21 protein-coding genes, 1 tRNA gene and 3 pseudogenes are annotated in these 26,986 nt (G+C 70.8%); 14 read left to right on the top strand and 11 right to left on the bottom strand.

Annotated elements, in window-relative coordinates; genetic code table 11:
• Nucleotides 1-33 precede the first annotated feature (33 nt).
• A pseudogene (locus SCMU_RS19015) lies at nucleotides 34-871 on the bottom strand (IS256 family transposase); the annotation flags it as partial.
• A gap of 132 nt (nucleotides 872-1,003) precedes the next feature.
• On the opposite strand from SCMU_RS19015, the gene SCMU_RS19010 reads away from it, so the two are divergent.
• The gene (locus SCMU_RS19010) at nucleotides 1,004-2,242 is read left to right on the top strand and encodes an IS110 family RNA-guided transposase (protein ID WP_229230640.1); all 1,239 of its coding nucleotides are present in this window, start codon (nucleotides 1,004-1,006) and stop codon (nucleotides 2,240-2,242) included.
• Between the two features lie 100 nt (nucleotides 2,243-2,342).
• Here SCMU_RS19010 and SCMU_RS19005 read toward each other — a convergent pair whose 3' ends face one another.
• The gene (locus SCMU_RS19005; RefSeq protein ID WP_229230639.1) at nucleotides 2,343-3,662 is read right to left on the bottom strand and encodes an MFS transporter; all 1,320 of its coding nucleotides are present in this window, start codon (nucleotides 3,660-3,662) and stop codon (nucleotides 2,343-2,345) included.
• Nucleotides 3,663-3,775: 113 nt separating this feature from the next.
• On the opposite strand from SCMU_RS19005, the gene SCMU_RS19000 reads away from it, so the two are divergent.
• The 8 genes from SCMU_RS19000 (at nucleotide 3,776) to SCMU_RS18965 (ending at nucleotide 13,382) form a co-directional block, all read left to right on the top strand.
• The gene (locus tag SCMU_RS19000; RefSeq protein ID WP_229230638.1) at nucleotides 3,776-4,522 is read left to right on the top strand and encodes an IclR family transcriptional regulator; all 747 of its coding nucleotides are present in this window, start codon (nucleotides 3,776-3,778) and stop codon (nucleotides 4,520-4,522) included.
• A 181-nt stretch (nucleotides 4,523-4,703) separates the two neighbouring features.
• Entirely contained in the window at nucleotides 4,704-5,894 is a 1,191-nt protein-coding gene (locus tag SCMU_RS18995) for a 4-hydroxybenzoate 3-monooxygenase (protein WP_229230637.1), read from the top strand.
• A gap of 155 nt (nucleotides 5,895-6,049) precedes the next feature.
• The gene (locus SCMU_RS18990; RefSeq protein WP_443020177.1) at nucleotides 6,050-7,336 is read left to right on the top strand and encodes an integrase core domain-containing protein; all 1,287 of its coding nucleotides are present in this window, start codon (nucleotides 6,050-6,052) and stop codon (nucleotides 7,334-7,336) included.
• 151 nt (nucleotides 7,337-7,487) lie between these two features.
• Nucleotides 7,488-7,967, top strand: a complete 480-nt coding sequence (locus SCMU_RS18985) for a carboxymuconolactone decarboxylase family protein (protein WP_229230636.1) — start codon at nucleotides 7,488-7,490, stop codon at nucleotides 7,965-7,967.
• 189 nt (nucleotides 7,968-8,156) lie between these two features.
• On the top strand, nucleotides 8,157-8,840 hold the full coding sequence (locus SCMU_RS18980) for a PadR family transcriptional regulator (protein WP_229230635.1): 684 nt from the start codon (nucleotides 8,157-8,159) through the stop codon (nucleotides 8,838-8,840).
• A 27-nt stretch (nucleotides 8,841-8,867) separates the two neighbouring features.
• Nucleotides 8,868-10,763: an ABC transporter ATP-binding protein gene (locus SCMU_RS18975; RefSeq protein WP_229230634.1), complete on the top strand. Its 1,896-nt coding sequence runs from the start codon at nucleotides 8,868-8,870 to the stop codon at nucleotides 10,761-10,763.
• Between the two features lie 209 nt (nucleotides 10,764-10,972).
• The gene (rlmN, locus tag SCMU_RS18970; protein ID WP_503660842.1) at nucleotides 10,973-12,193 is read left to right on the top strand and encodes a dual-specificity RNA methyltransferase RlmN; all 1,221 of its coding nucleotides are present in this window, start codon (nucleotides 10,973-10,975) and stop codon (nucleotides 12,191-12,193) included.
• A 124-nt stretch (nucleotides 12,194-12,317) separates the two neighbouring features.
• On the top strand, nucleotides 12,318-13,382 hold the full coding sequence (locus SCMU_RS18965) for an FUSC family protein (RefSeq protein ID WP_443020351.1): 1,065 nt from the start codon (nucleotides 12,318-12,320) through the stop codon (nucleotides 13,380-13,382).
• Nucleotides 13,383-13,415: 33 nt separating this feature from the next.
• Here the strand turns inward: SCMU_RS18965 and SCMU_RS18960 are convergent, their stop codons facing one another.
• Entirely contained in the window at nucleotides 13,416-13,892 is a 477-nt protein-coding gene (locus tag SCMU_RS18960) for a GNAT family N-acetyltransferase (RefSeq protein WP_189693698.1), read from the bottom strand.
• A 136-nt stretch (nucleotides 13,893-14,028) separates the two neighbouring features.
• Here SCMU_RS18960 and SCMU_RS18955 point away from each other — a divergent pair, with 136 nt between their 5' ends.
• Nucleotides 14,029-14,697, top strand: coding sequence for a GTP cyclohydrolase II (locus SCMU_RS18955; RefSeq protein ID WP_189693699.1), 669 nt, complete (start codon nucleotides 14,029-14,031; stop codon nucleotides 14,695-14,697).
• 24 nt (nucleotides 14,698-14,721) lie between these two features.
• On the opposite strand, the gene SCMU_RS18950 is transcribed toward SCMU_RS18955, so the two are convergent.
• From SCMU_RS18950 to SCMU_RS18930, 5 genes and pseudogenes are all read right to left on the bottom strand, one after another.
• A complete protein-coding gene (locus tag SCMU_RS18950; protein ID WP_229230631.1) occupies nucleotides 14,722-15,210 on the bottom strand; it encodes a GNAT family N-acetyltransferase in 489 nt (162 codons plus the stop codon).
• 9 nt (nucleotides 15,211-15,219) lie between these two features.
• Nucleotides 15,220-16,404 carry a pyridoxal-phosphate-dependent aminotransferase family protein gene (locus SCMU_RS18945; RefSeq protein ID WP_229230630.1) on the bottom strand — a complete coding sequence of 395 codons (1,185 nt, stop codon included), beginning with the start codon at nucleotides 16,402-16,404 and terminating at the stop codon, nucleotides 15,220-15,222.
• Between the two features lie 154 nt (nucleotides 16,405-16,558).
• Nucleotides 16,559-17,938: an APC family permease gene (locus tag SCMU_RS18940; protein ID WP_229230629.1), complete on the bottom strand. Its 1,380-nt coding sequence runs from the start codon at nucleotides 17,936-17,938 to the stop codon at nucleotides 16,559-16,561.
• A 165-nt stretch (nucleotides 17,939-18,103) separates the two neighbouring features.
• Nucleotides 18,104-19,141, bottom strand: a complete 1,038-nt coding sequence (locus SCMU_RS18935; protein ID WP_229230628.1) for an agmatine deiminase family protein — start codon at nucleotides 19,139-19,141, stop codon at nucleotides 18,104-18,106.
• Nucleotides 19,138-20,233 (bottom strand): annotated as a pseudogene (locus tag SCMU_RS18930) (nitrilase-related carbon-nitrogen hydrolase). Before SCMU_RS18930 ends, SCMU_RS18935 begins: the two are co-directional and overlap by 4 nt.
• A 159-nt stretch (nucleotides 20,234-20,392) precedes the next feature.
• Between SCMU_RS18930 and SCMU_RS18925 the strand changes: the two are divergent.
• Nucleotides 20,393-21,082, top strand: coding sequence for a TetR/AcrR family transcriptional regulator (locus SCMU_RS18925; protein WP_229230627.1), 690 nt, complete (start codon nucleotides 20,393-20,395; stop codon nucleotides 21,080-21,082).
• A 152-nt stretch (nucleotides 21,083-21,234) separates the two neighbouring features.
• Nucleotides 21,235-22,638, top strand: coding sequence for a flavin monoamine oxidase family protein (locus SCMU_RS18920; protein ID WP_229230626.1), 1,404 nt, complete (start codon nucleotides 21,235-21,237; stop codon nucleotides 22,636-22,638).
• 126 nt (nucleotides 22,639-22,764) lie between these two features.
• Here the strand turns inward: SCMU_RS18920 and SCMU_RS18915 are convergent, their stop codons facing one another.
• The gene (locus SCMU_RS18915) at nucleotides 22,765-23,097 is read right to left on the bottom strand and encodes a DUF2853 family protein (RefSeq protein WP_229230625.1); all 333 of its coding nucleotides are present in this window, start codon (nucleotides 23,095-23,097) and stop codon (nucleotides 22,765-22,767) included.
• A gap of 126 nt (nucleotides 23,098-23,223) precedes the next feature.
• The gene (locus SCMU_RS18910) at nucleotides 23,224-23,910 is read right to left on the bottom strand and encodes a class I SAM-dependent methyltransferase (RefSeq protein ID WP_229230624.1); all 687 of its coding nucleotides are present in this window, start codon (nucleotides 23,908-23,910) and stop codon (nucleotides 23,224-23,226) included.
• A gap of 55 nt (nucleotides 23,911-23,965) precedes the next feature.
• Here SCMU_RS18910 and SCMU_RS18905 point away from each other — a divergent pair.
• A pseudogene (locus SCMU_RS18905) lies at nucleotides 23,966-25,634 on the top strand (FAD-binding dehydrogenase).
• Nucleotides 25,635-25,700: 66 nt separating this feature from the next.
• On the opposite strand, the gene SCMU_RS18900 reads toward SCMU_RS18905, so the two are convergent.
• Nucleotides 25,701-25,777, bottom strand: a tRNA-Met gene (locus tag SCMU_RS18900).
• Between the two features lie 108 nt (nucleotides 25,778-25,885).
• On the opposite strand from SCMU_RS18900, the gene SCMU_RS18895 reads away from it, so the two are divergent.
• Nucleotides 25,886-26,956: a YihY/virulence factor BrkB family protein gene (locus tag SCMU_RS18895; RefSeq protein ID WP_229230623.1), complete on the top strand. Its 1,071-nt coding sequence runs from the start codon at nucleotides 25,886-25,888 to the stop codon at nucleotides 26,954-26,956.
• The last annotated feature ends 30 nt before the right edge of the window (nucleotides 26,957-26,986 follow it).

The following is a 26,986-nucleotide window of genomic DNA, read 5'->3' as shown; positions in this document are numbered from 1 at the left end:
GGTGGCTGGCCGAACGGTTCGGCCACCGCCATTGTGGACAGATGAGGTCTGCACCAGCGACTCGGGCCAGGTCGCCTCGATCGCCTCGGGGAAGCCGGTGAGCCCGTCGCAGCAGACGATGAGCACGTCCCGGACGCCGCGGTTGGCCAGCTCGGCGCAGACCCCGGCCCAGAACTTCGCGCCCTCGGCGGCCTGGACCCAGATCCCGAGCACGTGCGTCGTCCATGTCCACCCCGACCGCGATGTGCGCGGCCTTGTTGCGCACGTGCGCCCCGTCGCGGACCTTGACCACGATCGCGTCCAGGTAGATGACCGGGTAGAAGGACTCCAGCGGCCGGCGCTGCCAGGCCAGGACCTCGTCCAGGACCTCGTCGGTGACCTTGGAGATCGTCTCGCGGCTGACCTCGGTGCCGACCGTGGAGACGAGGTGATGCTCGATGTCGCGCACCGTCATCCCGCCCGCGTACAGGGAGATGATCATGTCATCGAGCCCGGACAGGCGCCGGGCGCCCTTGGGCACGAGCATCGGTGTGAAGGTCCCGTCCCGGTCCCGCGGGACCGCGAGCTCCACGTCCCCGGCGATCGTGCCGACCGTCTTCGGGAACGAGCCGTTGCGCGAGTTCGGGAACAGCGCCGCGTCCGGGTCGCCCTTCTCGTACCCGAGGTGGTCCGACAGCTCGGCCTGCATCCCGCGCTCGAGGCCGGCCTTGATCAGCTGCTGGATCAGCCCGTCCCTGCCCTCGAGCTGGACCTGCCCGGCATCGATCATCGAGTACAGCTCATCCAGCGCCCCCGACGCCTCGAGCGCTTCCACGCCCTCACGCTGGGCCCTGCGGCGCTCCTGCCGCTCTTCCTTGCTGACCATGCTCATCAGTGTCTCGGCTTTCTCTCAGGGACACCGCCCTCACACAAACCATCTGACACCCTCCCCGAGCGTCAGACTTCCGAATCTCTCCTGCCCTCCCCGCGGCGGACGCCATTCCGATCGGAAAGGAGCCAGGCGATGGAACTCCTCCATCCCCGGTGCGCGGGAATCGACATCTCCAAGCGGGACGCGAAGGTCTGCGTCCGCATCGCCGGGACGGGCCGCGCCAAGGCCGTCGAGACGGTCACGACATGGTCCTCCATGACCGGTCAGATCCTGGCCCTGCGCGAACACCTCGCCCAGCAGCAGGTCACGTGCGTGGTCATGGAGGCCACCAGCGACTACTGGAAGCCGTTCTACTACCTCCTCGAGGACCTGCCCGGGGTCGAGGTCATGCTGGTCAACGCCCGGCAGGTGAAGAACGTCCCGGGAAGGAAGACCGACGTCGCCGACGCGACCTGGCTGGCCCAGCTCGGCGCGCACGGGCTCGTGCGGGCCTCGCTCGTCCCCCCGGCCCCGATCCGCCAGCTGCGCGACCTGACCCGGACCCGCACCGCGATCACCCGCGACCGGGCCCGGGAGGCCCAGCGACTGGAGAAGCTCCTGGAGGACGCCGGGATCAAGCTCTCCTCCGTCGCCACGGACATCCTCGGGGTCTCCGGGCGGGCCATGCTCGAGGCCCTGATCACCGGAAACACCGACCCCGGGGCCATGGCGGAGCTGGCCAGGACCAGCCTCAGGCCCAAGATCCCAGCCCTGACCGAGGCCCTGACCGGCCGGTTCACCGCCCACCACGCCTTCCTGGCCCGGATCCACCTGGACCTGATCGACCAGCACACCGCCGCGATCGAGACCCTCACCGCACAGATCGAGGCGCTCATGGAGCCCTTTCGCGGCTTCCACGACCTGATCACCACCATCCCGGGGATCAGCACCACGATCGCCGACGTCATCGTCGCCGAGACCGGCGCGGACATGTCCCGGTTCCCCACCGCGGACCACCTGGCCTCCTGGGCCGGCACCGCCCCGGGGAACAACGAATCCGCCGGCAGGGTCAAGTCCTCCCGCACCCGCCCCGGCAACCCCTACCTCCTGGGAGCCCTGGGCATCTTCGCCATGGTCTGCGCGAACCACCCCGGCACCTACCTCCACGCCAAATACCGCCGCATCGCCGCCCGCCGCGGCCCGATGAGGGCCATCGTCGCACTCGAGCACACGCTCCTGGTCACAATCTGGCACATGGGCACCACCGGCACCCTCTACCAGGACCCCGGCCCCGACTACTACACCCGCAACCACCCCGACCGCGCCAAGAACCGCGCCATCCACCAGCTACAGGCCCTCGGATACAACGTCACCCTCGACCACGCCTCATAACCCAACGAGCACACCCCACCGGAACCTTCGCGTCAGAAGGGCTGTGGCGCCGCGGGCGCAGGGCCGCCGGGCCGCGGCCCCCACCGCGGCCCGGGCCGCCTCAGGCGTCCGCGCGCTCCGCCGCCGGCATCGCAACAGCATGCGGCACGGCCACGAGCGCGAGCACAGCCAGCACCGCGGCGGCGGCGAACACGTAGAAGCCCCACGGGTACGCGACGCCGAGCGTGACGAGCGTCCCGGTGACGGCCGGGCCGAGGATGGCGCCGATGCGGCCCACCCCGGCGGAGAAGCCGAGAGCCGTGCCGCGCAGGTGCGCAGGGAACAGCTGCGAGACCCACGCGTACACGAGCACCTGGGCGCTGAACACGAACACGCCGGTGACGAACACGGCCGCGTTGAGCAGGAGCTCGTTCTGCATCCGGATGCTCAGGGCGGCCAGGAGCACCGCGGAGACTCCGAACCACATGAGCACGATCCGCTTGGTCCCGTGCCTGTCCGCGAGCCAGCCCGCCAGCAGCAGGCCGGCCACGGCCCCGACGTTGAGCACGAGCAGCAGCGTCAGCGACGAGCTCATCGAGTACCCCGCCTCAGCCATGAGCGTGGGCAGCCACGTGTTGAGCCCGTACACGAGCAGCAGGCCCATGAACGAGGCCACGGCGATCCCGATCGCCACGAGGGGGTACGGCTTGCGCAGCAGCGCCCGGAACCCGAGCTTCTCGGCCCGTGCGGAATCCACGGCGGAAGGCGAGGCGGACGACGACGGTGCCTCGCCGCCGTCGTGCGCGGAACCGGCGCCGGGGGCCGCCTTGGGAGCCGTGGGCAGGGACTCGGGCAGCTTGGCCCACAGGAAGGGCACGAGCACGAGGCCCGCGACGCCGCCCGCGATGAACATGGCGCGCCAGTTCGGCATGATCAGGAGCGCGAGGAACGCCGTCGCGACGGCGCCGGCGTGGTAGCCGGTCATCGTGCGGGTCGTGTTGGAGGCGCCGGAGCCGGCCTTCGCGTAGTCGTTGATGTAGGCGAGGGCGGCGGGCAGGCACGCGCCGAGGCCGAGGCCCGCGAGGAGCCGGAACGCGCTGAAGAGCGCGACGTTCGGCGCCGCGACCACGGCGAGCGTGAAGACCGAGAACCACGCGACGCACGCGATGAGGAGCCTGCGGCGGCCGAACCGGTCCGAGAGCGGGGCGATGAACAGGGCGCCCAGGCCCACGCCCACGAGGGAGATGGTCGCGGCGAGGGTCGCGCCGACGGGGTCGAAGCCGAGCTCGTGGGTCTTGAGCAGGGTGGGGATCACGGCGCCGAGGACCACGAGGTCGAACCCGTCGAGGACCATCGCGAACCAGCAGAGCCAGACGGGCCACTGGGACCGTGCGGCGGCGCCGGCTCGGGTGCCGGATGAAGAGGGCAGGACAGCGGACATGGAGAACCTCGGATGCTCAGGGGTGGACCTGAGAGTTCTATCACCGTTCGGCGTGTCGTGTGACACGTGGCACCATTGAATGGAATCTCACGCGTCATGGAAGGGGAGCGGTCATGGCCAACTCTGCGTCCGGCGACTCCGTGGTGGACCGCGTGGTGCGCGTCCTCGAGGCCTTCCCGGAGGGCGTCAGCTCGCTGCCGCTCGGCGAGCTCGCCGCCAGGGCGGGCCTGCCGCTCACGAGTGCCCACCGGCTCGTCAAACAGCTCGCCGAGCACCGCCTCCTCGAGCAGGCGCCCGGCGGGAAGGTCCAGCTCGGCCTGCGGCTGTGGGAGCTCGTGAACCGCAACTCGCCCACGCTCGTGCTGCGCCAGGCGGCCCTGCCATTCATGGACGACATCCATCAGGTCCTCAACCAGAACGTCAATCTCGCCGTCCTCCAGGGCGACGACGTCCTGTTCGTCGAGCGGCTCTCGCGCCGCGGGTCCGTGGCCAACCGGGCCAAGGTGGCCGGGCGCATGCCGGTCCACATCTCCTCGGCGGGCGTGGCGCTCATGTCCGCGCAGCCCCCGCACGTTCAGGCCGCGTACCTCGCCCGGTTCCGCGACCACACCGGCAAGGCCACCACCGAGCACGTCCGGCAGCTCCTCGCCGCCGCGTCGACCCACGGGTTCGCGGAGCTCGCGGGCGTCGTGGACCCGGACACGTGGGGCATCGCGGTTCCCATCTTCGATCGGCAACGGCGCGCGGTGGCGGCGATCGGCGTCGTCGTGCCTCTCGCCGAGGTGCGGATCCAGCAGCTGGTGCCCGCGCTCAAGACGGCGGCGCGGGGGATCGGCCGGCAGCTCGGCGGCCCCGCGTAGCAGGGCGGTGCTCGGCGGGCGGCCCGCGCGCACGACGGCGGGAGCGCGCCTCTCGTTTTCAGGTTTCGTTTCCGATCAACGGAAATCGGGTTCGCGCTGGGAGCGAGCCGCGTCACACTCGAAGCAGACGTACGGCCGCCGCGGATCCCGCGAGCAGGCTCCGAACCCGAAAGGAACGATCATGGGCGATCGCACCGTCATCACCACGCAGGTGGCCATCATGGGCGCAGGGCCCGCCGGCCTCATGCTCTCGCACCTCCTGCACCAGGCCGGGATCGAGAACACGGTGGTGGAGATCCGCTCCCGCGCGGAGATCTCGGCGACCATCCGCGCCGGCATCCTCGAGGCCGGGTCCGTGGACCTGCTCGTCCAGTCGGGTGTGGACAACGTGCTGCGCAACGGCCACGAGCACGAGGGCACCGAGTTCCGCGTGAACGGCGAGGGCCACCGCATCGACTTCAAGGGCCTCGTAGGCCAGTCCGTGTGGCTGTACCCGCAGAACGACGTGTTCGACGACCTCGCCGCCCGCCGCGAGACCGACGGCGGCGACGTGCGCTACTCGTGCTCGAACACCGAGGCCTTCGACCTGCTCGACAAGCCGAGGGTTCACTTCACCGACTCCGAGGGCAACGACTTCGAGCTGCGCGCCGAGATCCTCGTCGGCGCGGACGGCTCGCGCTCGTACTGCCGCCACCAGATCCCCGAGGCCGCGCGCAAGACGTACTTCAACGAGTACCCGTTCGCCTGGTTCGGCATCCTCACCGAGGCCCCGCGCAGCGCCCCCGAGCTCATCTACGCCAACTCGCCGCACGGGTTCGCGCTCATCTCCCAGCGCACCGACACGGTCCAGCGCATGTACTTCCAGTGCGACCCGACCACCAACCCCGCCGACTGGACCGACGAGCAGATCTGGGAGCAGCTGCGCCTGCGCGTGAACGGCAACGGGTTCGAGCTCAAGGAGGGCCCGGTCACGGACAAGGTCGTGCTGCCGTTCCGCTCGTTCGTGCAGACGCCGATGCGCCACGGCAACCTGTTCCTCGCCGGCGACGCCGCGCACACCGTCCCGCCGACCGGCGCCAAGGGCCTCAACCTCGCGTTCTCCGATGTGCGCGTGCTGTTCGAGTCCCTCGACTCGTACTTCAAGTCCGGCTCGACGGCGCTCATGGACACCTACTCCGAGCGCGCCCTGGACCGTGTTTGGAAGGCGCAGTACTTCTCGTACTGGATGACCACGCTCCTGCACACCGTCCCGACTGAGACGAACCACGAGTTCTTCCGGGCCCGCCAGCTTGGCGAGCTCCGCTCGCTGCTCGAGTCCGAGCGCGGCCGCGCGTACATCGCCGAGTGCTACACGGGGTGGCAGTCCAAGTAGCCCGCACTCCCAGGACGTGACCCCCGGGACATGACCCCCGGGACATGACACCCAGAAGTGTTATCTCGCAGGACATCGGTGACGGTTCTGTGTCAGGACATCGGTGACGGTTCGGGGGGTCTTGGTGGTGACACATCTCCGGGTCAGACTGGTGAGTGAGTCACTCCGAGCCCGTTGATCCCCGTGTCCGCCTTGCCATCTCCCGGTGGCCCGACACCGCCCCGCGCGGGGCGGTGTCGACGTTCTGTGCCGAGCACGGTATCTCCCGCAAGACGTTCTATGCGCTCCGGCAGCGCGCCAGGGAGGAAGGGCCAGCGGCGGTGCTGGAACCACGCTCACGCCGCCCGAAGTCCAGCCCGACCCAGATCATCGCCCAGGTCAAGCAGCAGGCGGTGGATGTGCGCGCTGCGCTGGAGCGCTCCGGGCTGGACCACGGACCGATCAGCGTGCACGACAAGATGACGGCGATGGGCATGCAGGCGCCATCGGTCGCGTCGCTGGCGCGCATCTTCCGCGAGGCCGGGGTCGCCAGGCTGGAGCCGAAGAAGAAGCCCCGGGCCTCGTACCGCCGGTTCGTCTATCCCGCGCCGAACGCGTGCTGGCAGCTGGACGCGACCGAGTACGTCCTGGCCCGGGGCCGCAAGTGCGTCATCTTCCAGCTCCTCGATGACCACGCCCGCTACGCCGTTGCCTCCCACGTCGCGTGGTCGGAGACGGCCGAGGCGGCGATCGCGGTCGTGGACAAGGGAATCGCCGCCCATGGGGTGCCCCAGCGGCTCCTGAGCGACAACGGCGTAGCCCTGAACCCCAGCCGGCGCGGGGTGCTCGGCCGGCTCGTCGCCCACGTCACGGCCCTGGGCGTGGAGCCGATCACCGGCAAGCCCTACAAGCCCACCACCCAGGGCAAGAACGAACGGTTCCACAGCACGCTCTTCCGCTGGCTGGACAAGCAGCCGCTCGCCGAGACCCTCGAGGAACTCCAGGCCCAGGTCGACGCATTCGACCTCATCTACAACACCCAGCGCCCCCACCAGGGCCTGCCCGGGCGGACCACCCCGCTGCAGGCTTGGCAGGCGACGCCCAAAGCCGAGCCGCCACGGCCCGCCCCCGTGCCCGAGCCGCTCGAGCCGCCCGTCCCAGCACAGGGCGCCGCACCACGGCCAGCACCCCCAGACGACCGGCTCCGGACTGCACGCGTGCGCAGGAACGGGACCATCCGGGCCCGCGGAACGGCCTTCCAGATCAGCGCCGCCCGCGCCGGCCAGAGTGTCCACATCCTCTACTCGCCAACGGCCATCAGCATCTTCGATACCGAAGGCGTCCTCATCATCGAACACAGCTGGCCCGAACCAGGAACAACGTATGTCGGCAACGGCCGAAGCCACACCAAGAAGAGAAACGTCACCAATGTCCTGACACACCAACCGTCACCGATGTCCTGACACAGAACCGTCACCGATCTCCCGAGACATCACACATGACACCCAGAAGGTGACCCCCAGGCTCTGGGAGTCACCTTCTGGGTGTCACGTCCTGGGGGTCATCTCTTGCGGGGTGCGGCCGCCGGCCCGGGCCGCGCGCCATGATGGGTCCATGACGAACCCCGAAGCCGACCTCGAAGAGCCCGCCTCCTTCTACCTCGACAAGGCCAACCCCGCGATCTGGAAGTCGCTCGTGGCGTTCCGGGCCAAGGTCCACGAGGCGACCGACGCGGCGGGAGTCCCGCGCGACGCCGTCGAACTCCTGAGCCTGCGCATCTCCCAGATCAACCGCTGCACCTACTGCCTCGACCTCCACGGCCGCCAGGCCGCCGAGGCCGGCGTCCCCGCGCGCAAGCTCAACGTGCTGCCCGCCTGGCGCGAGGCCGGCATGTTCACAGTGCTCGAGCGGGTTGCCCTCGACATCGCCGAGGCCATCACCCTGCTCCCGGACGACGACGAGCGCGCAGCCATCCTCGACCGCGCCCATGCCGAACTCGGCGACGAGAGGTTCTCCGCCCTCTGCTGGGCCGCGATCTCGATGAACGCGTTCAACCGCCTCTCGATCGTGAGCCGGCACAAGGTGAGGCTGTAGGCCACCCGCGACCCAACACATCTGCTGCCCCGGGCCGCATCTCCTGCGTGAATACACCAAGGAGATGCGGGCCGGGGCAGCGCTTGTCTAACCCTCTTGTTCTCTGACACTCAGCGATATATCGTTAAGTGTCGGGTCCGGATCGGGCCCGGCATCGATAACAGCCAACGCAGACATCAGGAGGACGCCATGCGCGGACATCCACACCACCATCACCATGACTTCGAGGCGATGCACCACCACGACGGCCCCCGCGGCCCGCAGGGCCGGGGCTTCGGGCCCGGCGGCTTCGGACCGGGCGGCCCGGGCGGCTTCGCCCCCGGCGGGCCGGGCGGCTTCCCGGGCTTCGGTCCCGGGTTCGGCGGGCACGGCTTCGGCCCGGGCGGGCGCGGGGGCCACGGCTTCCCGCCCGGCTTCGGACCCCGCGGAGGACGGCGCGCGAGCCGCGGCGACGTGCGCGCCATGATCCTCTCGCTCCTGTCCGAGCAGCCGCTCACCGGCTATGGCATCATCCAGGCCGCGAACGAGAAGACCAACGGCGTTTGGCGCCCTAGCCCTGGCTCGGTGTACCCGACGCTCCAGCAGCTCGTCGACGAGGAGCTCGTCGAGCAGACGGGCGAGGGCAAGCGCACCGAGTACACGCTCACGGACGCCGGCCGCACCTACGTCGCCGACCACGCCGACGAGCTCACCCAGGCGTGGGACGCGGCGCCCGGAAGAAGCGAGGCCACCCAGGCGTTCATGGAGAGCGTCGGCAAGTTCATGGGGGTGCTGCACCAGTTCCGCGGCGCCGCCACGGACGAGCAGCGCGCCCAGGCGGCCGTCAAGATCGACGAGGCACGCAAGGCCCTGTACATGATCCTCGCGGAGTAGCCTCAGCTCAGGAAGGGGGCGACGCCCATGTCCCAACACCCACCCGGGCGACCCGGCGGCGTCGTGCGCGGAGGCCGCATCTCGAGCGGCGACGTTGCCCTGCAGAAGAAGCTCAACGCCGAGGCGCCGAAGATCCCGCACCTGCTGCGGCGCATCGCCGAGCTGTTCCGGCCCCACCGCGGCGCGCTCGTGCTCACGGTGGTGCTCGTCCTCGCGGCGGCGGCGCTGTCCGTCGCGCCGCCGCTGCTCACCCAGCGCATCTTCGACGACGGCCTCTTCCCGGCGAGCGGCGGCCCCAACCTGCCGCGGCTCGGCGAGCTCGTGGGCCTCATGGTCGGCGCGTACGTCCTCTCGGCGCTGCTGGGCGTGTGGCAGACATACCTGACCTCGACCGTGGGCAACCGCGTCATGGGGTCCCTGCGTGTGCGCCTCTTCAGCCACCTGCAGTCCATGGAGCTGAGCTTCTTCACCCGCACCAAGACAGGCGTGATCCAGTCGCGTCTGCAGAACGACGTCGGCGGCGTCGCGAGCGTCCTGCAGAACACCGTCTCCGGCGTGGTGGGCAACATCGTCACGGTCATCGCGGCATTCGTGGCGATGGTGGCGCTCAACTGGCAGCTGACGCTCATCGCGATCGTGCTCATGCCGTTCCTCGTCGTGGCGCAGCGCCGCGTGGGGCAGGTCCGCGCGCGGATCGCCACGAAGACCCAGGAGTCGCTCTCGGACATGACGGCGATCACCCAGGAGTCGCTGAGCGTGTCCGGGATCCTGCTCTCCAAGAGCTTCAACCGCCAGCCGGACGAGATCGCCAAGTACTCCGCCGAGAACACGAACCTCGTCCGGCTCCAGGTCCGGCAGGCCATGAGCGGGCAGTACTTCTTCGCGCTCGTGACGATCTTCCTCTCCTCGATCCCCGCGATCGTGTACCTGGTGGCGGGGTGGCTCATCACGGGAGGCAATGTCGCGATCACCGCCGGTACGATCGTCGCCTTCACCAACGTCCAGGCCAGGCTCCTGTTCCCGCTCATTGCGCTCATGCGGGTGGCGCTGGACCTGCAGACCTCCGGCGCGCTCTTCGCACGCATCTTCGAGTACCTCGACCTGCGTCCCGCCATCGTGGACGCGCCCGACGCCGCGCCCCTCCCCGCGCACGCGCCGTGCCTGGGCGAGGTGGAGTTCGACGGCGTGACGTTCCGCTACCCGGACGCGCGCGGCGTGGACCGGGCTACTCTCGATGACGTCTCCTTCACGATCGAGCCCGGGCAGTACGCCGCGTTCGTGGGCCCGAGCGGCGCCGGGAAGACCACGGTCTCCTACCTGATCCCGCGGTTCTACGAGGCGTCCTCGGGCGCGGTCCGCTTCGCGGGGCATGATGTGCGGGATCTCGACCGCGAATCCCTCGTGAGCCACATCGGCGTCGTGAGCCAGGAGACGTACCTGTTCCACGCGACGATCGCCGAGAACCTGCGCTACGCCAAGCCGGACGCGACCGACGAGGAGCTCGAGGCGGCCGCGCGGTCGGCGAACATCCACGCCACGATCGCCGGGTTCCCGGACGGCTACGACACCGTGGTGGGGGAGCGCGGGTACCGGCTCTCGGGCGGGGAGAAGCAGCGCATCGCGATTGCGCGGGTGCTGCTCAAGGACCCCGAGGTGCTCATCCTCGACGAGGCCACGAGCGCCCTTGACACCATCTCCGAGCGCGTGGTCCAGCAGGCCCTCGACACGGCCGCGCACGGGCGCACCACCATCGCGATCGCGCACCGGCTCTCGACCGTGGTGGCCGCCGACGTCATCTACGTGGTGGACGGCGGGCGGATCGTCGAGCACGGGACGCACGCCGAGCTCCTCGCCGCCGGCGGTGCATACGCGCGGCTGTACGCGGAGCAGGCGGCGGCCCCGTCCCCGGCCCGCCGCGGCTGACGCCGCCCGTGCCCGCGGCCTCCCGCCCTCCCGCCCCAGGCCCGCCCGGCCCGCGAACCGGCCGCCCGCGAAATGTTGGGTTGAGCAGGGTGGGAGGCGCTCGGACCCTGCTCAACCCAACATTTCGGGGCGACGAGGGAGGCGCCTGCCCCCGGCGAGAGCGGAATCATAGTGCCCCGATTGGCCGCTGGCCAAACGGGCATGGGATGATGGACAGGATGACTTCCGCCGCCAGCACCCCTGACACGTCCCGCCCCGAGGCCCGCGCCCAGGTTCAGCCCAAGGCCGAGGGCTGGGAGCAGCAGCGTACCGCCGAGGGCCGGCCGCTGCTGCAGTTCGCGTCCCCGCGGGTCAAGCAGCCGCCGCAGCACTTCGCGGACCTCAGCCTCGAGGAGCGCCAGACGAAGGTCAAGGAGCTCGGCCTGCCGGCGTTCCGCGCGAAGCAGCTGAGCACCCACTACTTCCAGCACTGGACCACGGACCCTGACGCGATGAGCGACCTGCCCAAGGCGGGCCGCGGGGAACTGGTCGAGGGCCTCTTCCCGCCGCTGCTCAGCGAAGTCCGCCGCCTCCGCACCGACGACGGCAACACCATCAAGTTCCTCTGGCGCCTCTTCGACGGCGCCCTCGTCGAGTCCGTGCTCATGCGCTACCCCGGCCGCATCACCCTGTGCGTGTCGAGTCAGGCCGGCTGCGGCATGAACTGCCCGTTCTGCGCCACGGGCCAGGCGGGCCTGACCCGGAACATGTCCACGGCGGAGATCGTGGACCAGGTCGTCGCGGCGAACCGCATCATCGCGGCGGGTGAGCTGGGCCAGCAGGAGCACCCGGATGAGCGCGTCACCAACATCGTCTTCATGGGCATGGGCGAGCCGCTGGCCAACTACAAGCGCGTCATGAATGCCGTGCACCGCTTCGTGGACCCGGTCCCGATGGGCCTGGGCATGAGCGCCCGCAACATCACGGTCTCGACCGTGGGCCTCGTCCCCGCGATCCGCAAGCTCGCGGATGAGGATCTCCCCGTCACGTTCGCCCTCTCGCTCCACGCGCCCGACGACGAGCTCCGCGACGAGCTCATCCCCGTCAACAACCGCTGGAAGGTCGACGAGGCCCTCGACGCCGCCCACGAGTACTACCGGAAGACCGGCCGCCGCGTGAGCATCGAGTACGCGCTCATCAAGGACATGAACGACCACGCCTGGCGCGCCGCCCTCCTCGCGAAGAAGCTCAACCAGCGCGGCCGCGGCTGGGTCCACGTGAACCCGATCCCGCTCAACCCGACCCCCGGGTCCATCTGGACGTCCTCCGAGCGCCACGTGCAGGAGGAGTTCATCGAGACCCTCCGCGCCGCCGGCATTCCCACGACCCTGCGTGACACGCGCGGCAAGGAGATCGACGGCGCCTGCGGCCAGCTCGCTGCGGCTGAGTAGGCGCGGAGTGAGGGGGCGGGAGACGCAGGGCCCGGCCAGCACTCCGGCGCACGACGGCGCCTCGCACCCGGGCGGCCCGGCCGCCGGTGGCCTCTCGCGTGCCCGGGAGTTCGCCCACCGGCTGCTGTTCAGCATCGGCCCGGCGAAGAACGACCATCAGGTGGCGCTCCGCGTCGCCGCCGGGGTGTTCCTGCCGCTCATCACCCTTGTGCTGCTGGGCCGGCTCGACCTCGCAATCTTCGCGAGCTTCGGCGCGTTCACGGGGATCTACGGGCGCAACGAGCCGCACCGCACACGGATTGTGACCCAGATCCGGGCCGGGCTGCTCATGCTTGCCGTGATCCTCGCAGGCACGCTCACCGCGAGGCTCAGCCCCGGCGACGTGATCAGCCCGTGGACCATCGTGGTCGGCACCACCGTCGTCGCGTGGGGCTGCACCGTCATCGTGGGGCACTGGCGTCTGCGCCCCGCGGGCTCGCTGTTCCACATCTTCGCGTACGCCGCGATTGCGTCCGTGCCGCACCAGCCGCCCCTGGGGCAGGCGATACTCGCGGCCGCGCTCACGGTGCTCCTCGCCGTGCTCATCGGGATGGCCTCCCGGGTGGTGCCCTCGCGGCGCACCCCGCTCACCTGGGCAGGGGTCCGGTCTGCCTGGCGCGTGCGCCTTGCCGCCCACGAGCGCCAGGCCCTGTGGCTCGAGTCGGTCGGGTACCTCGTGGCGGCGAGCGTCGCTGGCACCATCGCGACGATCGTGGGCCAGGCCCTCGGGTTCGGCCACAACTACTGGGCGATGGTCGCCGCCGTCGTGCCCCTCGTGGGGCACACGACCCGGCACCGCGTCGCCCGTGGCCTGCAGCGTATCCTCGGCACCATGGTGGGCCTCGCGATCCTGGCCCTCATCGTGGCGGTGCGGCCGGAAGCGTGGGTCATGGTGGTGCTCATCTCGCTGTGCCAGTTCGGCGCGGAGATGCTCATCGCCCGGCAGTACTTCCTCGCACAGGTGTGCGTGACGCCGCTCGCGCTCCTTTCAACCCTGCTCGTTGTCCACATCAATCCCCTCGACCTCCTGCACGATCGCTTCATCGACACGGCGATCGGCGCGGTCGTCGGCGTGGCCGTGGTGCTTGCCCCCGACGCGTGGCGGCGCTGGATCCACTGGCGCTCGCGGGAGGAGCAGCTGGAGTGGTGACCCCGGTCTGAGGACCTCGCTCAGACGGGGCGCTCAGACGGGGGCAGCGTGGACCCGTATGGGGTTCATGACCGGCTTGGCGAGGCACACCGACTCCTCGGACTCCTGGTACGGCCCGAAGTTCGGGATGCGCCGGTAGCCGGCCGCCTCGAAGAACGGCTCGCCGCCGGGGCGGGCGGTGGCGGCCTCGGCCACCACGGTGGTGACGCCGGCGGCGTGCGCCTCTCCCTCGAGCGCGGTGAGGATCGACGCGGCGATCCCCGCCCCCCGCGCGTAGGGCAGGACGTAGATCGGCCTTGCCTCCGCGATGGTCGGCTCGAGCCACCGCAGGCCGCCGCACCCGAGCGGCTGGCCGGTGGCGCGCTCGTAGGCGATGAGGAAGACGGCGAGGTCCGCGTCCGTCGGGTCCGGGGCGGCGCCGCGCTCGGCCTGCTGCGCAGCGCGGAGGTCGCGTCCCACGCAGTTCGACCACGGCACTCGTCGGATGGTCAGCTTGGCATGTGTCTGCATGGTTGCCTCCTGCCTGGGCGGGGTGATGGAACAAACACTAGGAGGCGAGTGTTGCGATCGCATGACGGTCCTGTACGGGCCTCGGAACGTTCATGTAAAATCGCGCTGTTACGTTTTAGATGAGGGGAGCTGGGCCATGTCAGGTACACCGGAGGTGCGCACACGGGTTCGGGTCCCGCTCAAGTTCCCCGACGGCTACACCACCGTGGCGGACGTCTTCACGTTCCGCCACCTCGCGGACCGCCGCGAGCACCTGCTGCTCGGGCTCGGGGACTGGGAGGCCGCGCTGGCCCGCTCGCACGACGGCGGCGACGCGCCGCTCGTGCGCCCGCACAGCGAGTGCCTCACCGGGGACGTCTTCGGCTCCGAGCGCTGCGACTGCGGGCCCCAGCTGCGCGAGGCGGCCGAGCGCATCACCGAGGCCGGCGGGTTCCTGCTCTACCTGCGCCAGGAGGGCCGGGGGATCGGCCTGTACGCGAAGCTCGACGCGTACGCGCTCCAGGACCAGGGCCTCGACACGTACGCCGCCAACCGCGCCCTCGGCCGCGCGGAGGACGAGCGCGACTACCGGGCCGCCGCCCAGATGCTGCGCACCCTCGGCGCCTCGAGGATCCGGCTCCTCTCCAACAACCCGGACAAGGCGCACCAGCTCGAGGCCCTCGGCATCGAGGTCACCGAGCGCGTGCCCACGGGCGTGCACCTTTCCGCGGCCAACGCCTTCTACCTCGCCACCAAGCGGGACCACACCGCGCACACCATCGAGCTTCCCGACTACGAGGACGGCCCGCTCGAGCTCGCCGGCTGACCCGCGCACCTTCGGCAGTCGGTCTCAGGTGGAGTCTCCGGGAAGGGCCCACGACGCCGGCCGCCTCGCCTCGAACACGAGCCCGCGGCCGCCGCTGAACGTCACCCCATGGAAGCGCGGGCCCTCCGCGATCTGCCGGAAGCCGAAGTCCGCGTGCATCGCGATCGACGCGGCGTTGTCCGCGTTCGCGATGTAGTAGGCGGCGTCGGAGCGCTCCCAGATCCACGCCAGCCGGGCGGCCGTGAGCGCGTGGCCGGCCCCGCGCCGTCGTGCGGCGGGGTGCACCACGACGCCGCCGAGGTAGTTCCCGCCCGGCGCGCCGCCGTCGGGCCCCGCGTAGAAGTGCGTCTTCGCGGCGCCGAGGATCCTCTGGCCGGAGAGCGCCACGACGGCGTACCGGTCGGAGAACGGCGCGAGCGCTAGGGCCCGCCACAGCGGGCGCCCGGCCGCGGCGGCAACCGCGTTGATCGCGTCGAGGTCGGCGGGCTCGGCGCGCCGGACGGTCCAGTCCACACGCGGGCCCTACGCCGTGTTCTGCCCTGCTGTGTTCTGCCCTGCTGTGTTCTGCCCTGCTGTGTTCTGCCGCGCTGTGTTCTGCCGCGATGCGGCAATCGCCTCTCCGAGCGCCCCGAGCACGAGCGTGATCGACGCCGGGTCTGCGTTGGGCCCCATGAGCCCGATCCGCCACACCGTGTCCGCGAACTTCCCCACGCCCGCGCCGATCTCCATCGAGTACTGCTCGAGCAGGATCTGCCGGACGCGGGCGGAGGAAACGCCGTCGGGCACCTTGACCGTGGTCAGGCTGGGCAGGCGGTGCCCCTCGGCGGCGAACAGCTCGAGGCCCATGTGCTCGAGCCCCTCGCGCAGTGCGGCACCGGCGGCCTCGTGCCGCGCCCACACGGCCGGCAGCCCCTCGGCGAGGATGCGGGCCAGCCCTGCCTCGAGGCCTGCGACCATCGTCACGGGCGCCGTGTGGTGGTAGGTGCGCGTGTGCCCCTCGGCCGCGCCGACGTACCCGCCGAGCAGCCCGATGTCGAAGTACCAGGACCGCGGGTCCTTGACCCGCCGCTCGAACGCGCGCTCCGAGACCGTGAACGGCGCGAGCCCGGGCGGGACGCCGAGGCACTTCTGCGTGCCCGCGTACCCGATGTCGATGCCCCACGCGTCCGCGCGCAGCTCGAGCCCGCCGATCGACGTGACGGCATCCACGAGCAGCAGCGCGTCGCCCTTGCCGGCGCCGAGCGCGGAGATGTCCGAGCGCACGCCCGTGGACGTCTCCGCGTGCACGGCCGCGATGATCTTGGGGTTCGGGTGCGCGGCCAGGACGCGCTCGGCGTCCACCGGCTGCCCCCACTCGTGGTCCACGCGCACGACGTCGGCCCCGCACCTCCGCGCGACCTCGGCCATCCGTTCCCCGAACAGCCCGTTGACGGCGACCACCACCGGATCGCCCGGCTCGACGAAGTTCACGAACGCGGCCTCCATGCCGCCGGACCCCGTCGCCGAGACCGGCCACGTGCGCGCGTTCTGGGTCCCCCACACCTGCCGCAGGCCGTCGGAGACCCGGTCCAGGCGGTCGATGAACGCCGGGTCGAGGTGCCCGATCACCGGGTGCGACAGCGCGGCCATCACCTCCGGGTACGCGTTGCCCGGCCCCGGGCCGAACAGGTAGCGGAACGGCAGGATCTCAGTGCGGGGAGCGACCATGGCCCCACCCTACCCGTGCACCTCCCGCCCGTCCCCGCACCGTCTGGAAGTCAGCTTCTGGAGGTCAGCTGGAGCGGTGAGGCACGACGGCGGTGGGCCGGGTACGGGACCCGGCCCACCGCCGTCGTGCGCCCAGTGCTCAGGGAAGCGCGGCTCAGACGCGGGGACCGGCGAGGTGCTCGATCTCCTCCACGTCCTCCTCTTCCAGCTTCACCCCGATCCGGCGGCGGAACCCGCGGGTCATGACCACGAGGCAGACGAGCCCGATCACGAGCCACACCACGCCGTACATGAGCGCGTCCATCTGCAGGTTGGCCCAGAGGACGCCCGTGAGGATGGTGCCGATGAGCGGGAGCACGATGTTCACGAGCACCTCGCGCGGCGTCCGGATCTGCTTGCGTCGCAGCGCGAAGAGCACGATCACCGTGAGGTTCACGAACGTGAACGCGATGAGGGCGCCGAAGTTGATCATCGAGGAGACGAACTCGAGCGTGAACGGGATGGCCAGGAGCGAGACGGCGCCGACGAAGACCACGGCGTAGGAGGGAGTGCGGAACTTCGGGTGCACGAACGAGAAGAACCGCGAGACGGGGCCCGTGCCGTTGCGGCCCATGACGTAGATCATGCGGGACACCGAGGCGTGCGAGGCGAGGCTGGACGCGACCGTCGCGGCGAACGCGGCCGAGGTGAAGAGGATCTTGAAGAACTGCCCGCCGACCTTGAGGGCCATCTCGGGCAGGGTGTCGTCGGTGTTGTCGAACCCGTCGAGTGTCGGGAAGACCGACTGGCCGAACCATGCGGCGGCGAAGAAGATCGCTCCGCCGAGCAGGAGCGCGATCACGATCGCCTTGGGGACGGTGTTCGCGTCCTTCGCCTCCTCGGAGTACATCGTGATCGCGTCGAAGCCGATGAACGAGAAGCACACCACCGTGGCGCCGGACATGATCGCGCCGGCGTCCACACCGTCGTGGAACAGGGGGACCGAGGTGAACGGCGAGCCGGCGCCTGCGCCCTGGGACAGGGCGTTCCACGCGAGGACGATGAACACGCCGATGAGCACGATCTCGAAGATCACGAGGATGCCGTTGACCTTGGACGTCGAGTTCATGCTCCACAGGTTCATCGCGGTGATCACGACGACGTACCCGACCACCCAGATCCACGACGGCACGTCCGGGAAGAACGACTCCATGTAGATCCGCACGATCACGGCGTTGACAAGGGGGAGCAGGAGGTAGTCGAGCAGTGACGTCCAGCCGACGAGGAAGCCCACGTTGGGGTGGATCGTCTGCGACGTGTACGTGTAGGCGGAGCCGGCCGAGGGGAAGAGCCGGGTCATGCGGCCGTAGCTGATGGCCGTGAAGACCATCGCGACGAGGGCCACGAGGTAGGCGAGCGGGACGGCGCCGTTGGTCTCGCCCGAAACGATGCCGAACGTATCGAAGACCGTGGTGGGGGTCATGTACCCCATGCCGAGTCCGACGATCGCCCACAATCCGAGCGACCGCTTCAGCGCGGTGGTGTTCTGAGACATCTTCAGACCATGTTCTTTCATGCGATCCGCTGCATCAATGCGGCGGAGGGGCGGTGGGTCCGGTATCGCAGACACGGACCCGTCAGGGGGATCACCTCGGTGGGCGAGGGTGCGGTTGATGGGCGGTCAGGCCCTGTGGTGTGGCGCGGCAGTCGGGCCCGGATGTCAGGCCCGGGCGGCCGGCTGCTGCTGGGTGATGCAGTGGATCCCGCCCCCGCGGGAGAAGATGACGCGGGCGTCGACGGCGGTGATGTGCCGCCCGCGGTAGGCGTCGGCGAGGAGGCGGAGCGCCTTCTCGTCATGCGGGTCGTTGAACGTGCAGGCCACGAGCCCGCCGTTCAGGGCGACGTGGTTGATGTAGCTCCAGTCGACCCAGCCCTCGCCGTCGTGCAGCTGGGCCGGGGCGGGGACCTCGATGATGTCCCACGGCGTCCCGTCCGAGGTCCGGGAGGCATGGAGGGCCTCGAGGATCTCGCCCGATACCTCGTGGTCCGGGTGCTCAGGGTTGTGCTGGACGTGGACCAGGAGCGTGCCCGGGCGCGGGATCGCCGCGACGAGGTCCACGTGTCCGCGGGTGCCGAACCGCTCCGAGTCCCGCGTGAGGCCTCGGGGCAGCCAGACCGCGTGGTGGGCGCCCAGGGTGTGCCCGAGCTCCGCCTCGACCTCCGCCTTGGTGAGGCCGGGATTGCGGCCCGGGTCCAACTGCACGGTCTCCGTGACGAGCACGGTGCCGAGCCCGTCCACCTGGATGCCCCCGCCCTCGTTCACGAGCCGGCTCGGGATGTGCTCGGCGCCGGCGGCCGCGGCGACCGTGCGGCCGATCCTCGCGTCGTTCTCCCACGTCGCCCAGTCCTGGGCGCCCCAGCCGTTGAAGACCCAGTCCACGGCGCCGAGCACGCTTGCACCATCTTCGGCTGAGCCGAGCACGAAGCTCGGGCCCATGTCCCGCATCCACGCGTCGTCCAGGTCCGCCTCGAGTAGATCCACGCGGCGGTCCAAGTAGGCCCTCGCGATCGCACGGTCCTCGTGCCGGACCACCATCGTGACCGGCTCGTACCGCCGCGCCGCGTGCGCCACGGCCGCCCACGCCGCCCGCGCCTCATGCGCGTCCGCGTCCGTCCCGCCGAGCGTGTAGCCGCCGGACGGCCATGCCATCCACAGCCGCTCGTGCGGATCCGTCTCCGCGGGCATGCGCCAGCTCATGCGCCCGCTCCCTGCAGCTCGTGGGCAGCGGCTGCCGGTGTGGCGGTGCCCCCGGCGCGGGGCGCGGCGGACGACGCCGGCGACTCGCCGCCGTCGTGCGTCCCACCGAACGGGCGTGCCGGGTCCACGGGAGCGGTGAGCGCGCCGTACGTGTCGGGACGGCGCGTGGTGAGGAACGGGAAGAGCGTGAGCCAGTCGCGGCGGGCGTCGAGGTCGAGGTCCGCGACGAGCACCGCGGAACCTTCGCGCGGGGCGCGGGCGAGGATGCGGCCGTAGGGGTCGGAGATGAAGGAGGAGCCGTAGAACGTCACGAGGCCCTCGGAGCCCCACCGGTTCGGGACGACCATGAACGTGCCGTTGGCGATCCCGCTGCCCACGATGACCTGGCGCCAGAGCGGCTCGGTGTCGAAGTCGGGGTGGCCGGGCTCGGAGCCGATAGCCGTGGGGTAGGCGAGGATCTCGGCACCGGCGAGGGAGTACATGCGGGCGAGCTCGGGGAACCACTCGTCCCAGCAGGTCGGCAGGCCGAGGCGCGCGCCGCCGAGCTCTGCGGGGGCGTGCACGGGGTACGGGTCGGCGGCCGTGTGGGGGGCCCGCTCCGGGCCCGGACGGAAGAACTTGTCCTCGTAGTAGCCCTCGGTGACGGGGATGTGGAGCTTGTCCGTCGCGGCGAGGAGCTCGCCGGTCGGGGCGACGAGGATCGCGGTGTTGTAGCCGAGCGGGTCGGGGGCCGTCGCGGCCCTGCGGTACAGGCTCGCGTGGACGAGGACCCCGTGGGCGGCCGCGGCGCGGCGGGCGAACGCGAGGGTCCGGCCCGTCTCGAGGTCCTCGGCGATGCTGCTCGGGGTGTAGTCGGGGAGCGTGTCCGCGGGGTAGCGGGAGGGTCAGCTCGGGGAGGAAGACGACGCGGGCACCGTGGGCGGCCGCGCGGCGGATGCCGTCCTCGAGCTCGGCCTCGGTGGCGGCCGGGTCCTCGTGCCAGCGGTGCTGGACGAGCGCGACGCGCAGCGGCTCGCGGCGGCCAGTCTCATCCGAGTCGGTGCGCGGGCGGGCCCACGACACCGGGGGCTGCAGGGCAAGGATCTCGTGCATGGGAAGTCCTTCGGGGGAGGTCTTGCGGGAAAGGCTCGGGGTAGGCCCTAAATGAATAGCGTTCGTTTATGAGAGCACGTGATCTGCGCCACGGTCAACCCCCTCCCTGGCGTTGAGCGGTCATGTTCCGGCGTTGAGGGGTCACTAGACTGGCGAACCATGGACGCCCCCGCCCCCGACGCGCAGCAGGCCGCCCCGCGCCGGAGGGGCCGCCCGCCCAGGCCCCTGCTGTCGCGGGAGAAGATCACGACGGCGGCGCTCGCCGTCGTGGGCCGGGCCGGCTACGAGGGGCTCACCATGGCGGCGCTTGCCCGGGAGCTCAAGACCGCGCCGTCAGCCCTCTACAACCACGTCGAATCCAAGGACGAGGTCCTGAACTGGGTCCAGGACGACGTCTGCGAGACCATCGACACGAGCGGCTTCGGCGTCGATCCGTGGGACCTCGCGATCACCCGCTGGGCGCACTCGTACCGCGCGGCATTCGCGCCGCACCTGCCGCTCATCCCGATCATCGCGGTGTTCCCCGTGGCCGGCGCCCCGCACACCTTGGCCATGTACGAGCGGGTCGCGGACGGACTCCGTGCCGGCGGATGGCCGATGGACATGGTGGTGGACGTGATCGTGGCCGTCGAGTCGTTCGTCCTGGGTTCCGCCATGGACGTCTCGGCGCCGGAGGGGATCTTCGACGTCGGCGACCACCACGACCTCGCGCCCACGTTCGCCGCCGCCGTCGCCGTCCGGCCCGCGAGGGGCGCCGCCTCGGCCGACGCCGCGTTCGGCCTGGGGCTCAACGCCCTCGTCGCCGGGCTGCGGGGCACGCTCGCGGCCGTCCGCGCCACCCGTGGGTGAGCCTCAACGCAGGGACATGACCCCTCGCCGGGGACCTGACCCCTCAATGCGGGGCGGGGAGGGGTGCCGGGGGAGAGGGTCTTGCCGAGGCTCAGATAATGAACTAAATTCATTTTGAGACCTCCCCCACATACCCTCCCAAAGGAGCCATCATGTCCCAGCCCCAGACCCGCGATGCCGATGTCGTCGTCGTCGGTGCCGGCCCCGCCGGCCTCATGGCCGCCCGCACGCTGACCAAGGCGGGCCAGCGCGTCGTCGTGCTCGAGGCCCGCGACCGCGTCGGCGGCCGCACGTGGAGCGACACGATCGACGGCGCGTTCCTCGAGATCGGCGGCCAGTGGATCAGCCCGGACCAGACGGAGCTGCTGGGCCTCGTCGACGAGCTCGGCAAGCAGACCTTCGACCGCTACCGCGAGGGGGAGAGCGTCTACGTCGCCCCGGACGGAACCCGCACCGTCTACTCCGGCGAGGACTTTCCCGTCAGCCCGGGCACGCTCGCGGAGGTCGAGCGCCTCACCGCGACCCTCGACCGGCTCGCCATGGAGCTCGGTGCCGAGGAGCCCTGGGCGCACCCGAAGGCCCGCGAGCTGGACACCGTGAGCTTCCACCATTGGCTCCGCGCCCAGTCCGCGGACGAGGAGGCCTGCAACCTCATCGGCCTGTTCATCGCCGGCGGCATGCTCACCAAGCCCGCCCACGCCTTCTCCGCGCTGCAGGCCGTGCTCATGGCCGCCTCGGCCGGCTCGTTCAGCAACCTCCTCGACGAGGACTTCATCCTCGACAAGCGCGTGGTGGGCGGCATGCAGTCCGTCAGCGAGGCGATGGCCGCCCAGCTAGGCGACGCCGTCGTGCTCGGAGCGCCCGTCCGGACCGTCGCGTGGAATGAGGGGGAGGGTGGGAGCGCCAGCGTGACGGTGACGGCCGACGGCGGCACCGCGGGCCGCGTGACCGTCACCGCTCGCCGGGCGATCCTCGCCGTCCCGCCCACGCTGTACTCGCGGATCTCCTACGTCCCGGCCCTGCCGCGGCGGCAGCACCAGCTGCACCAGCACCTCTCGATGGGCCTCGTCATCAAGGTCCATGCCGTCTACGAGCGCCCTTTCTGGCGCGACGAGAACCTCTCCGGCACGTGCTTCGGCGCGGGCCAGCTCGTCCAGGAGATCTACGACAACACGAACCACGGCGACGCCCGCGGCACGCTCGTCGGGTTCGTCTCGGATGAGAAGGCGGACGCGATGTTCAGGTTGACCGCCGAGGAGCGCAAGGCCGCGATCCTGGAGTCCATGGCGCACTACCTCGGCGAGGAGGCCCTCACGCCCGAGGTCTACTACGAGTCCGACTGGGGCTCGGAGGAGTGGACCCGCGGCGCGTACGCGGCGAGCTTCGACCTGGGCGGCCTGTCCCGCTACGGCGCGGACCAGCGCACCCCGGTCGGACCGATCCACTTCGCGTGCTCGGACATCGCCGGCGAGGGCTACCAGCATGTGGACGGGGCCCTGCGCATGGGCCGCCGTACCGCCGAGGAGACCGTCGCGGCCCTCGCTCCGGCCGTCTGAGGCGCCGCGCCGCCCATGTCGCCCAGCGCACCGCAAATGGTGGATTGAGCAGGGTCAGCGGGCTTCGCACCCTGCTCAATCCACCAGTTCGCGGGGTGGTCAGACGCACGACGGCCGGTGAGGCGGCTACTTGCTCTTCTTGCGGAAGTCGTCGAGCTGGCCGAAGTGCTCGGCCAGGAGGTAGTAGACGGTGGGGCGCTGACGCCGGTTGATGCCCTTGAACTTCTCGCCCACGGACTGGATCGCGGCGTCGAGGGTGGCGTCGTCCTCGGTGCGGCCCAGCTTCTTCTTGAGGAAGCCGTCGCGGACGCGGTCCGTCTCGGTCTTGTCGCCGAACGAGACGAGCGAGGCGTCAGCGCTCTGCAGCGCAATGCCGCAGTGGCGGATGATGCCCGCGACGACCTCGTCGTCGGCGTCCGGTGCCAGCTTCTTGATCTGCTCTGCCCAATCGACAGCCATGAAAGCTCCTTCAGGTCACGGATCAGAGCCCCGACACGGGCTCTTGGCGGCCACACTACTCACGAGTCGCCTTCAGGGGTACCAGGGGCGCGCGACACGCCGGAACCTCACGTGATATATCTCAGACTAGGCTGCCCGGACTGCCCCCGTGACGCGCCATACGCCACTCCTGTGCTGGTAGACCGGCTCCAGTCCGTGCGCCCGCACCACGTCGATCATCGCCCCCGGATCGTGCGCGAATCCACGGAAGGAACGTCCGGAGAGCCGTAGCATGGCGTTGCCGACGCGCAGGCCCAGCTGCGCGAGCGGGCCCGCCGGCGGGTAGCTGAACGCGATGGCCTTCCCTGCGTGCGAGGCCGCAGCCCCGAGCAGAGCGGCGTAGTCAGGGTAGCAGCACACCACGCGGTGGAGGACGACGACGTCGGCCGGCTGCACGGCGTCGGGCGTCGCAGCGAGGTCCACGCCCAGACGACGCTCCACGCGGCCCGCCATCCCGGCGCGGGCGATGAGCCGCTCCGCGTCCGCCTCGTATCCGTCGGAGAGCTCGAGGTTGGTGGAGCGCGCGGCCCCGCGAGCGAGGAGCTCGAGCTGGATCTCGCCCGCTCCGCCGCCCACCTCCAGGACGGTCGCTCCCTCGAGCCCGCGGCTGGCGAGGAAGTCCACGATCCGTTGCTCGGCAGACCGCAGGCCTTTCCTCTCGTAGCGGCGCGTGATGCTCCGCGAGAACTGCGCGGTGAAGACGGAGCGGTACCGGTCGGGGTCGGCGCCGCCCTGTCCGGGGTTCGGGGGCACGGGCGCGCAGCAGCCAGACATGCCACCAGTATGGGCCACCGTTGACGCCTGCTGCATGGGCCGGAAGTCTGGGGGCATGGCTGATGCTGTGCAGGCGGACGTGTGCGTGGTCGGCGCGGGGCTCGCGGGCCTTGTGGCGGCGGTCGAGGGCCGCCGATGCCGGCCGCGATGTGGTGGTCCTCGACCAGGAGGCCGAGCAGTCCCTCGGCGGGCAGGCCCATTGGTCCCTCGGCGGGCTGTTCCTCGTGGACTCTCCGGAGCAGCGGCGCATGGGCGTGCGGGACTCCCTCGCCCTTGCGCGGCAGGACTGGTTCGGCTCCGCCCAGTTCGACCGGCCCGAGGACTTCTGGCCGCGGCAATGGGCTGAGGCGTACCTCGAGTTCGCGGCCGGCGAGAAGCGCGCGTGGCTGCACGGCATGGGGGTGCGGTTCTTCCCGGTGGTCGGGTGGGCCGAGCGCGGCGACGGCCGCGCCGACGGCCACGGCAACTCCGTCCCGCGCTTCCACCTTGTGTGGGGGACCGGGCCCGGCGTCCTCGCGCCGTTCATCCGCCGCGCCCGCGCGCACGCCGACGCCGCGCGGATCCGCTTCCTGTTCCGGCACCGCGTCGACGAGGTCCTGACGCACGACGGCGCCGCGACCGGCGTGCGCGGAAGCCTCCTCGCGCCGTCGTCGGCACCGCGGGGGAAGGCAACCGGCCGCGAGGCGGTGGGAGAGTTCGCGGTGGAGGCGGGCGCCGTCGTGATCGCCTCCGGTGGGATCGGCGGGAACCCGGAGCTCGTGCGGCGGATGTGGCCCGCGCGGCTCGGCTCCCCGCCGGCAACCATGGTGGCCGGGGTGCCGGCGCACGTGGACGGCAGGATGCTCGCGATCGCAGAGGCCGCCGGGGCACGCGTGATCAACGGGGACCGCATGTGGCACTACACGGAGGGCATCCGGAACTGGGACCCGATCTGGGAGAATCACGGGATCCGGATCCTGCCGGGGCCGTCGTCGATGTGGCTCGACGCGCTCGGGCGCAGGTTGCCCGCGCCGCTGTTCCCCGGGTTCGACACGCTCGGGACGCTCAGGCACCTGCGCGGGACGGGGCACGACTACTCGTGGTTCGTGCTGACCCAGTCGATCATCGAGAAGGAGTTCGCGCTGTCCGGGTCGGAGCAGAACCCCGACCTGACGGGGAAGGACCTGCGGCTGCTCGCCTCGCGCGTGCGGCCCGGGGCGCCCGGCCCCGTCGAGGCGTTCAAGGAGCACGGCGCGGACTTCGTGGTCGCGTCCACTCTGGGGGAGCTCGTGGACGGGATGAACCGGGTGGGGGAGCCGGGGCTGCTGTCCGAGGCGTCGGTGCGGGCCGTGATCGAGGCGCGGGACGCCGAGATCGAGAACGCGTTCGGCAAGGACGCCCAGGTCACGTTCCTGCGGGCGCACCGGAGGTACCTCGGCGACCGGCTCATCCGCACCGCCGCCCCGCACCGGATCCTCGACCCGAAGCACGGCCCACTCATCGCCGTGCGGCTGAACATCCTTACGCGCAAGACGCTCGGCGGGCTCGAGACGGACCTGTCTGGGCGGTGCCTCGCGGCCGCCGACCCCGCCCGGGGTGCGGTCATTCCCGGGCTGTTCGCCGCGGGCGAGGCCACCGGGTTCGGCGGCGGGGGCATGATGGGCTACAACGCGCTCGAGGGCACGTTCCTGGGCGGGTGCCTCTTCTCGGGCCGCGTGGCCGGGCGTGCCGCGGCGGGCTCCTGAGGCGTCCGCCGCGCGGCCCGGACATGCGGAGGGCCCCCGATCCATGTGGATCGAGGGCCTTCGCTTTGGTTGCGGGGGCAGGATTTGAACCTACGACCTCTGGGTTATGAGCCCAGCGAGCTACCGAACTGCTCCACCCCGCGGCGCTTGACCAACTATACACGAGCGTGTCCCGGACACCGAATCGGCTGCCGGGCCGGCCGTGGAATCGGCGTCGATTGTCCGCGGGCGCTCGGGGTAACAGTCGGCGCATGAGCCATCAACGAGGCGAGACCTCCACCGAACTCAAGGCTGACGCCGCTCCCGCACCGGAGGACCCGCAGAAGCCGGATCGGATCCGAGACATCACGAAGCCGTCCTGGAAGTACGTGGCGCGCAAGGCGGTCCGGGAATTCGGCGACGACGGCTGCCCGGACATCGCCGCGTCCCTCACCTACTACGCGGTCCTCTCGCTCTTCCCCGCCCTCTTGGCCCTCGTGTCCCTCCTCGGGCTGTTCGGCCAGGCGGAGAGGACGGCCAACGGGATGATGGACATCCTGCAGTCCGTCGCGCCCGGCTCCTCCGCGGAGGCGGTGCGAGGGCCGGTCGAGGAGCTCGTGCGCAGCCCCGCAGCGGGCCTCGCGCTCGTCGGCGGCATCCTCGGCGCGCTGTGGACCGCGTCGGGATACGTCGGCGCCTTCGGCCGTGCCATGAACCTCGTCTACGAGGTCGAGGAGGGACGCGGGTTCATCAGGCTGCGCGGCACCATGCTGGCCCTCACGGTCGGGGCCGTGGTCATCGTGGCCATCACGTCGGCGATGCTGGTTCTGAGCGGGCCGCTGGCCTCCGCTGTGGGCAGCATGATCGGGCTGGGCCAGCCTGCGGTGATGGCATGGGACATCGCGAAATGGCCGGTCGCGCTCGTCCTCGTGATCGTCCTGATCGCGCTGCTGTACTACTTCACCCCGAACGTGAAGCAGCCGCGGTTCCGGTGGATGACGCTCGGCTCGCTCCTTGCGCTCATCGTGCTCGCGGTGACCACGCTCGGGTTCGGCTTCTACGTGGCGAACTTCGGCCACTACAACAAGACCTACGGCGCGCTCGGCGGCGTCGTCATCCTGCTCCTGTGGCTCTGGCTCGTGAACATGTCTCTCCTGTTCGGCGCAGAGTTCGACGCGGAGACCGAGCGTGCCCGCGAGCTCCAGGCCGGGATCGGGGCGGAGGAGACCATCCAGCTTCCCCCACGCGCGACCGTCAAGGTGGAGAAGAAGCGTGAGGCGGATGCACAGGACCTGCGCCGCGCCCGCGAGCTGCGGCACGGCGCCGGGCGCTCCGAAGCGTAGGTGCGGCCGGCGCCGTCGTGCGCGGTTGTG

The organism is Sinomonas cyclohexanicum (assembly GCF_020886775.1).
In the GTDB taxonomy this organism is placed as follows: domain Bacteria; phylum Actinomycetota; class Actinomycetes; order Actinomycetales; family Micrococcaceae; genus Sinomonas; species Sinomonas cyclohexanicum.
The sequence above is the reverse complement of the archived record's forward strand: the minus strand, read 5'-3'. Positions and strand labels throughout refer to the sequence as shown.

Coding starts and splice junctions, on each gene's coding strand:
- SCMU_RS18955 (WP_189693699.1), top strand. CDS start 14,029: ATGTCAGGTACACCGGAGGTGCGCACACGGGTTCGGGTCCCGCTCAAG.
- SCMU_RS18910 (WP_229230624.1), bottom strand. CDS start 23,910: ATGTCTGGCTGCTGCGCGCCCGTGCCCCCGAACCCCGGACAGGGCGGC.
- SCMU_RS19005 (WP_229230639.1), bottom strand. CDS start 3,662: ATGTCCGCTGTCCTGCCCTCTTCATCCGGCACCCGAGCCGGCGCCGCC.
- SCMU_RS18915 (WP_229230625.1), bottom strand. CDS start 23,097: ATGGCTGTCGATTGGGCAGAGCAGATCAAGAAGCTGGCACCGGACGCC.
- SCMU_RS18935 (WP_229230628.1), bottom strand. CDS start 19,141: ATGAGCTGGCGCATGCCCGCGGAGACGGATCCGCACGAGCGGCTGTGG.
- SCMU_RS18895 (WP_229230623.1), top strand. CDS start 25,886: ATGAGCCATCAACGAGGCGAGACCTCCACCGAACTCAAGGCTGACGCC.
- SCMU_RS18985 (WP_229230636.1), top strand. CDS start 7,488: ATGACGAACCCCGAAGCCGACCTCGAAGAGCCCGCCTCCTTCTACCTC.
- SCMU_RS19000 (WP_229230638.1), top strand. CDS start 3,776: ATGGCCAACTCTGCGTCCGGCGACTCCGTGGTGGACCGCGTGGTGCGC.
- SCMU_RS18980 (WP_229230635.1), top strand. CDS start 8,157: ATGCGCGGACATCCACACCACCATCACCATGACTTCGAGGCGATGCAC.
- rlmN (WP_503660842.1), top strand. CDS start 10,973: ATGGACAGGATGACTTCCGCCGCCAGCACCCCTGACACGTCCCGCCCC.
- SCMU_RS18945 (WP_229230630.1), bottom strand. CDS start 16,404: ATGGTCGCTCCCCGCACTGAGATCCTGCCGTTCCGCTACCTGTTCGGC.
- SCMU_RS18920 (WP_229230626.1), top strand. CDS start 21,235: ATGTCCCAGCCCCAGACCCGCGATGCCGATGTCGTCGTCGTCGGTGCC.
- SCMU_RS18995 (WP_229230637.1), top strand. CDS start 4,704: ATGGGCGATCGCACCGTCATCACCACGCAGGTGGCCATCATGGGCGCA.
- SCMU_RS18960 (WP_189693698.1), bottom strand. CDS start 13,892: ATGCAGACACATGCCAAGCTGACCATCCGACGAGTGCCGTGGTCGAAC.
- SCMU_RS18925 (WP_229230627.1), top strand. CDS start 20,393: ATGGACGCCCCCGCCCCCGACGCGCAGCAGGCCGCCCCGCGCCGGAGG.
- SCMU_RS18940 (WP_229230629.1), bottom strand. CDS start 17,938: ATGTCTCAGAACACCACCGCGCTGAAGCGGTCGCTCGGATTGTGGGCG.
- SCMU_RS18975 (WP_229230634.1), top strand. CDS start 8,868: ATGTCCCAACACCCACCCGGGCGACCCGGCGGCGTCGTGCGCGGAGGC.
- SCMU_RS19010 (WP_229230640.1), top strand. CDS start 1,004: ATGGAACTCCTCCATCCCCGGTGCGCGGGAATCGACATCTCCAAGCGG.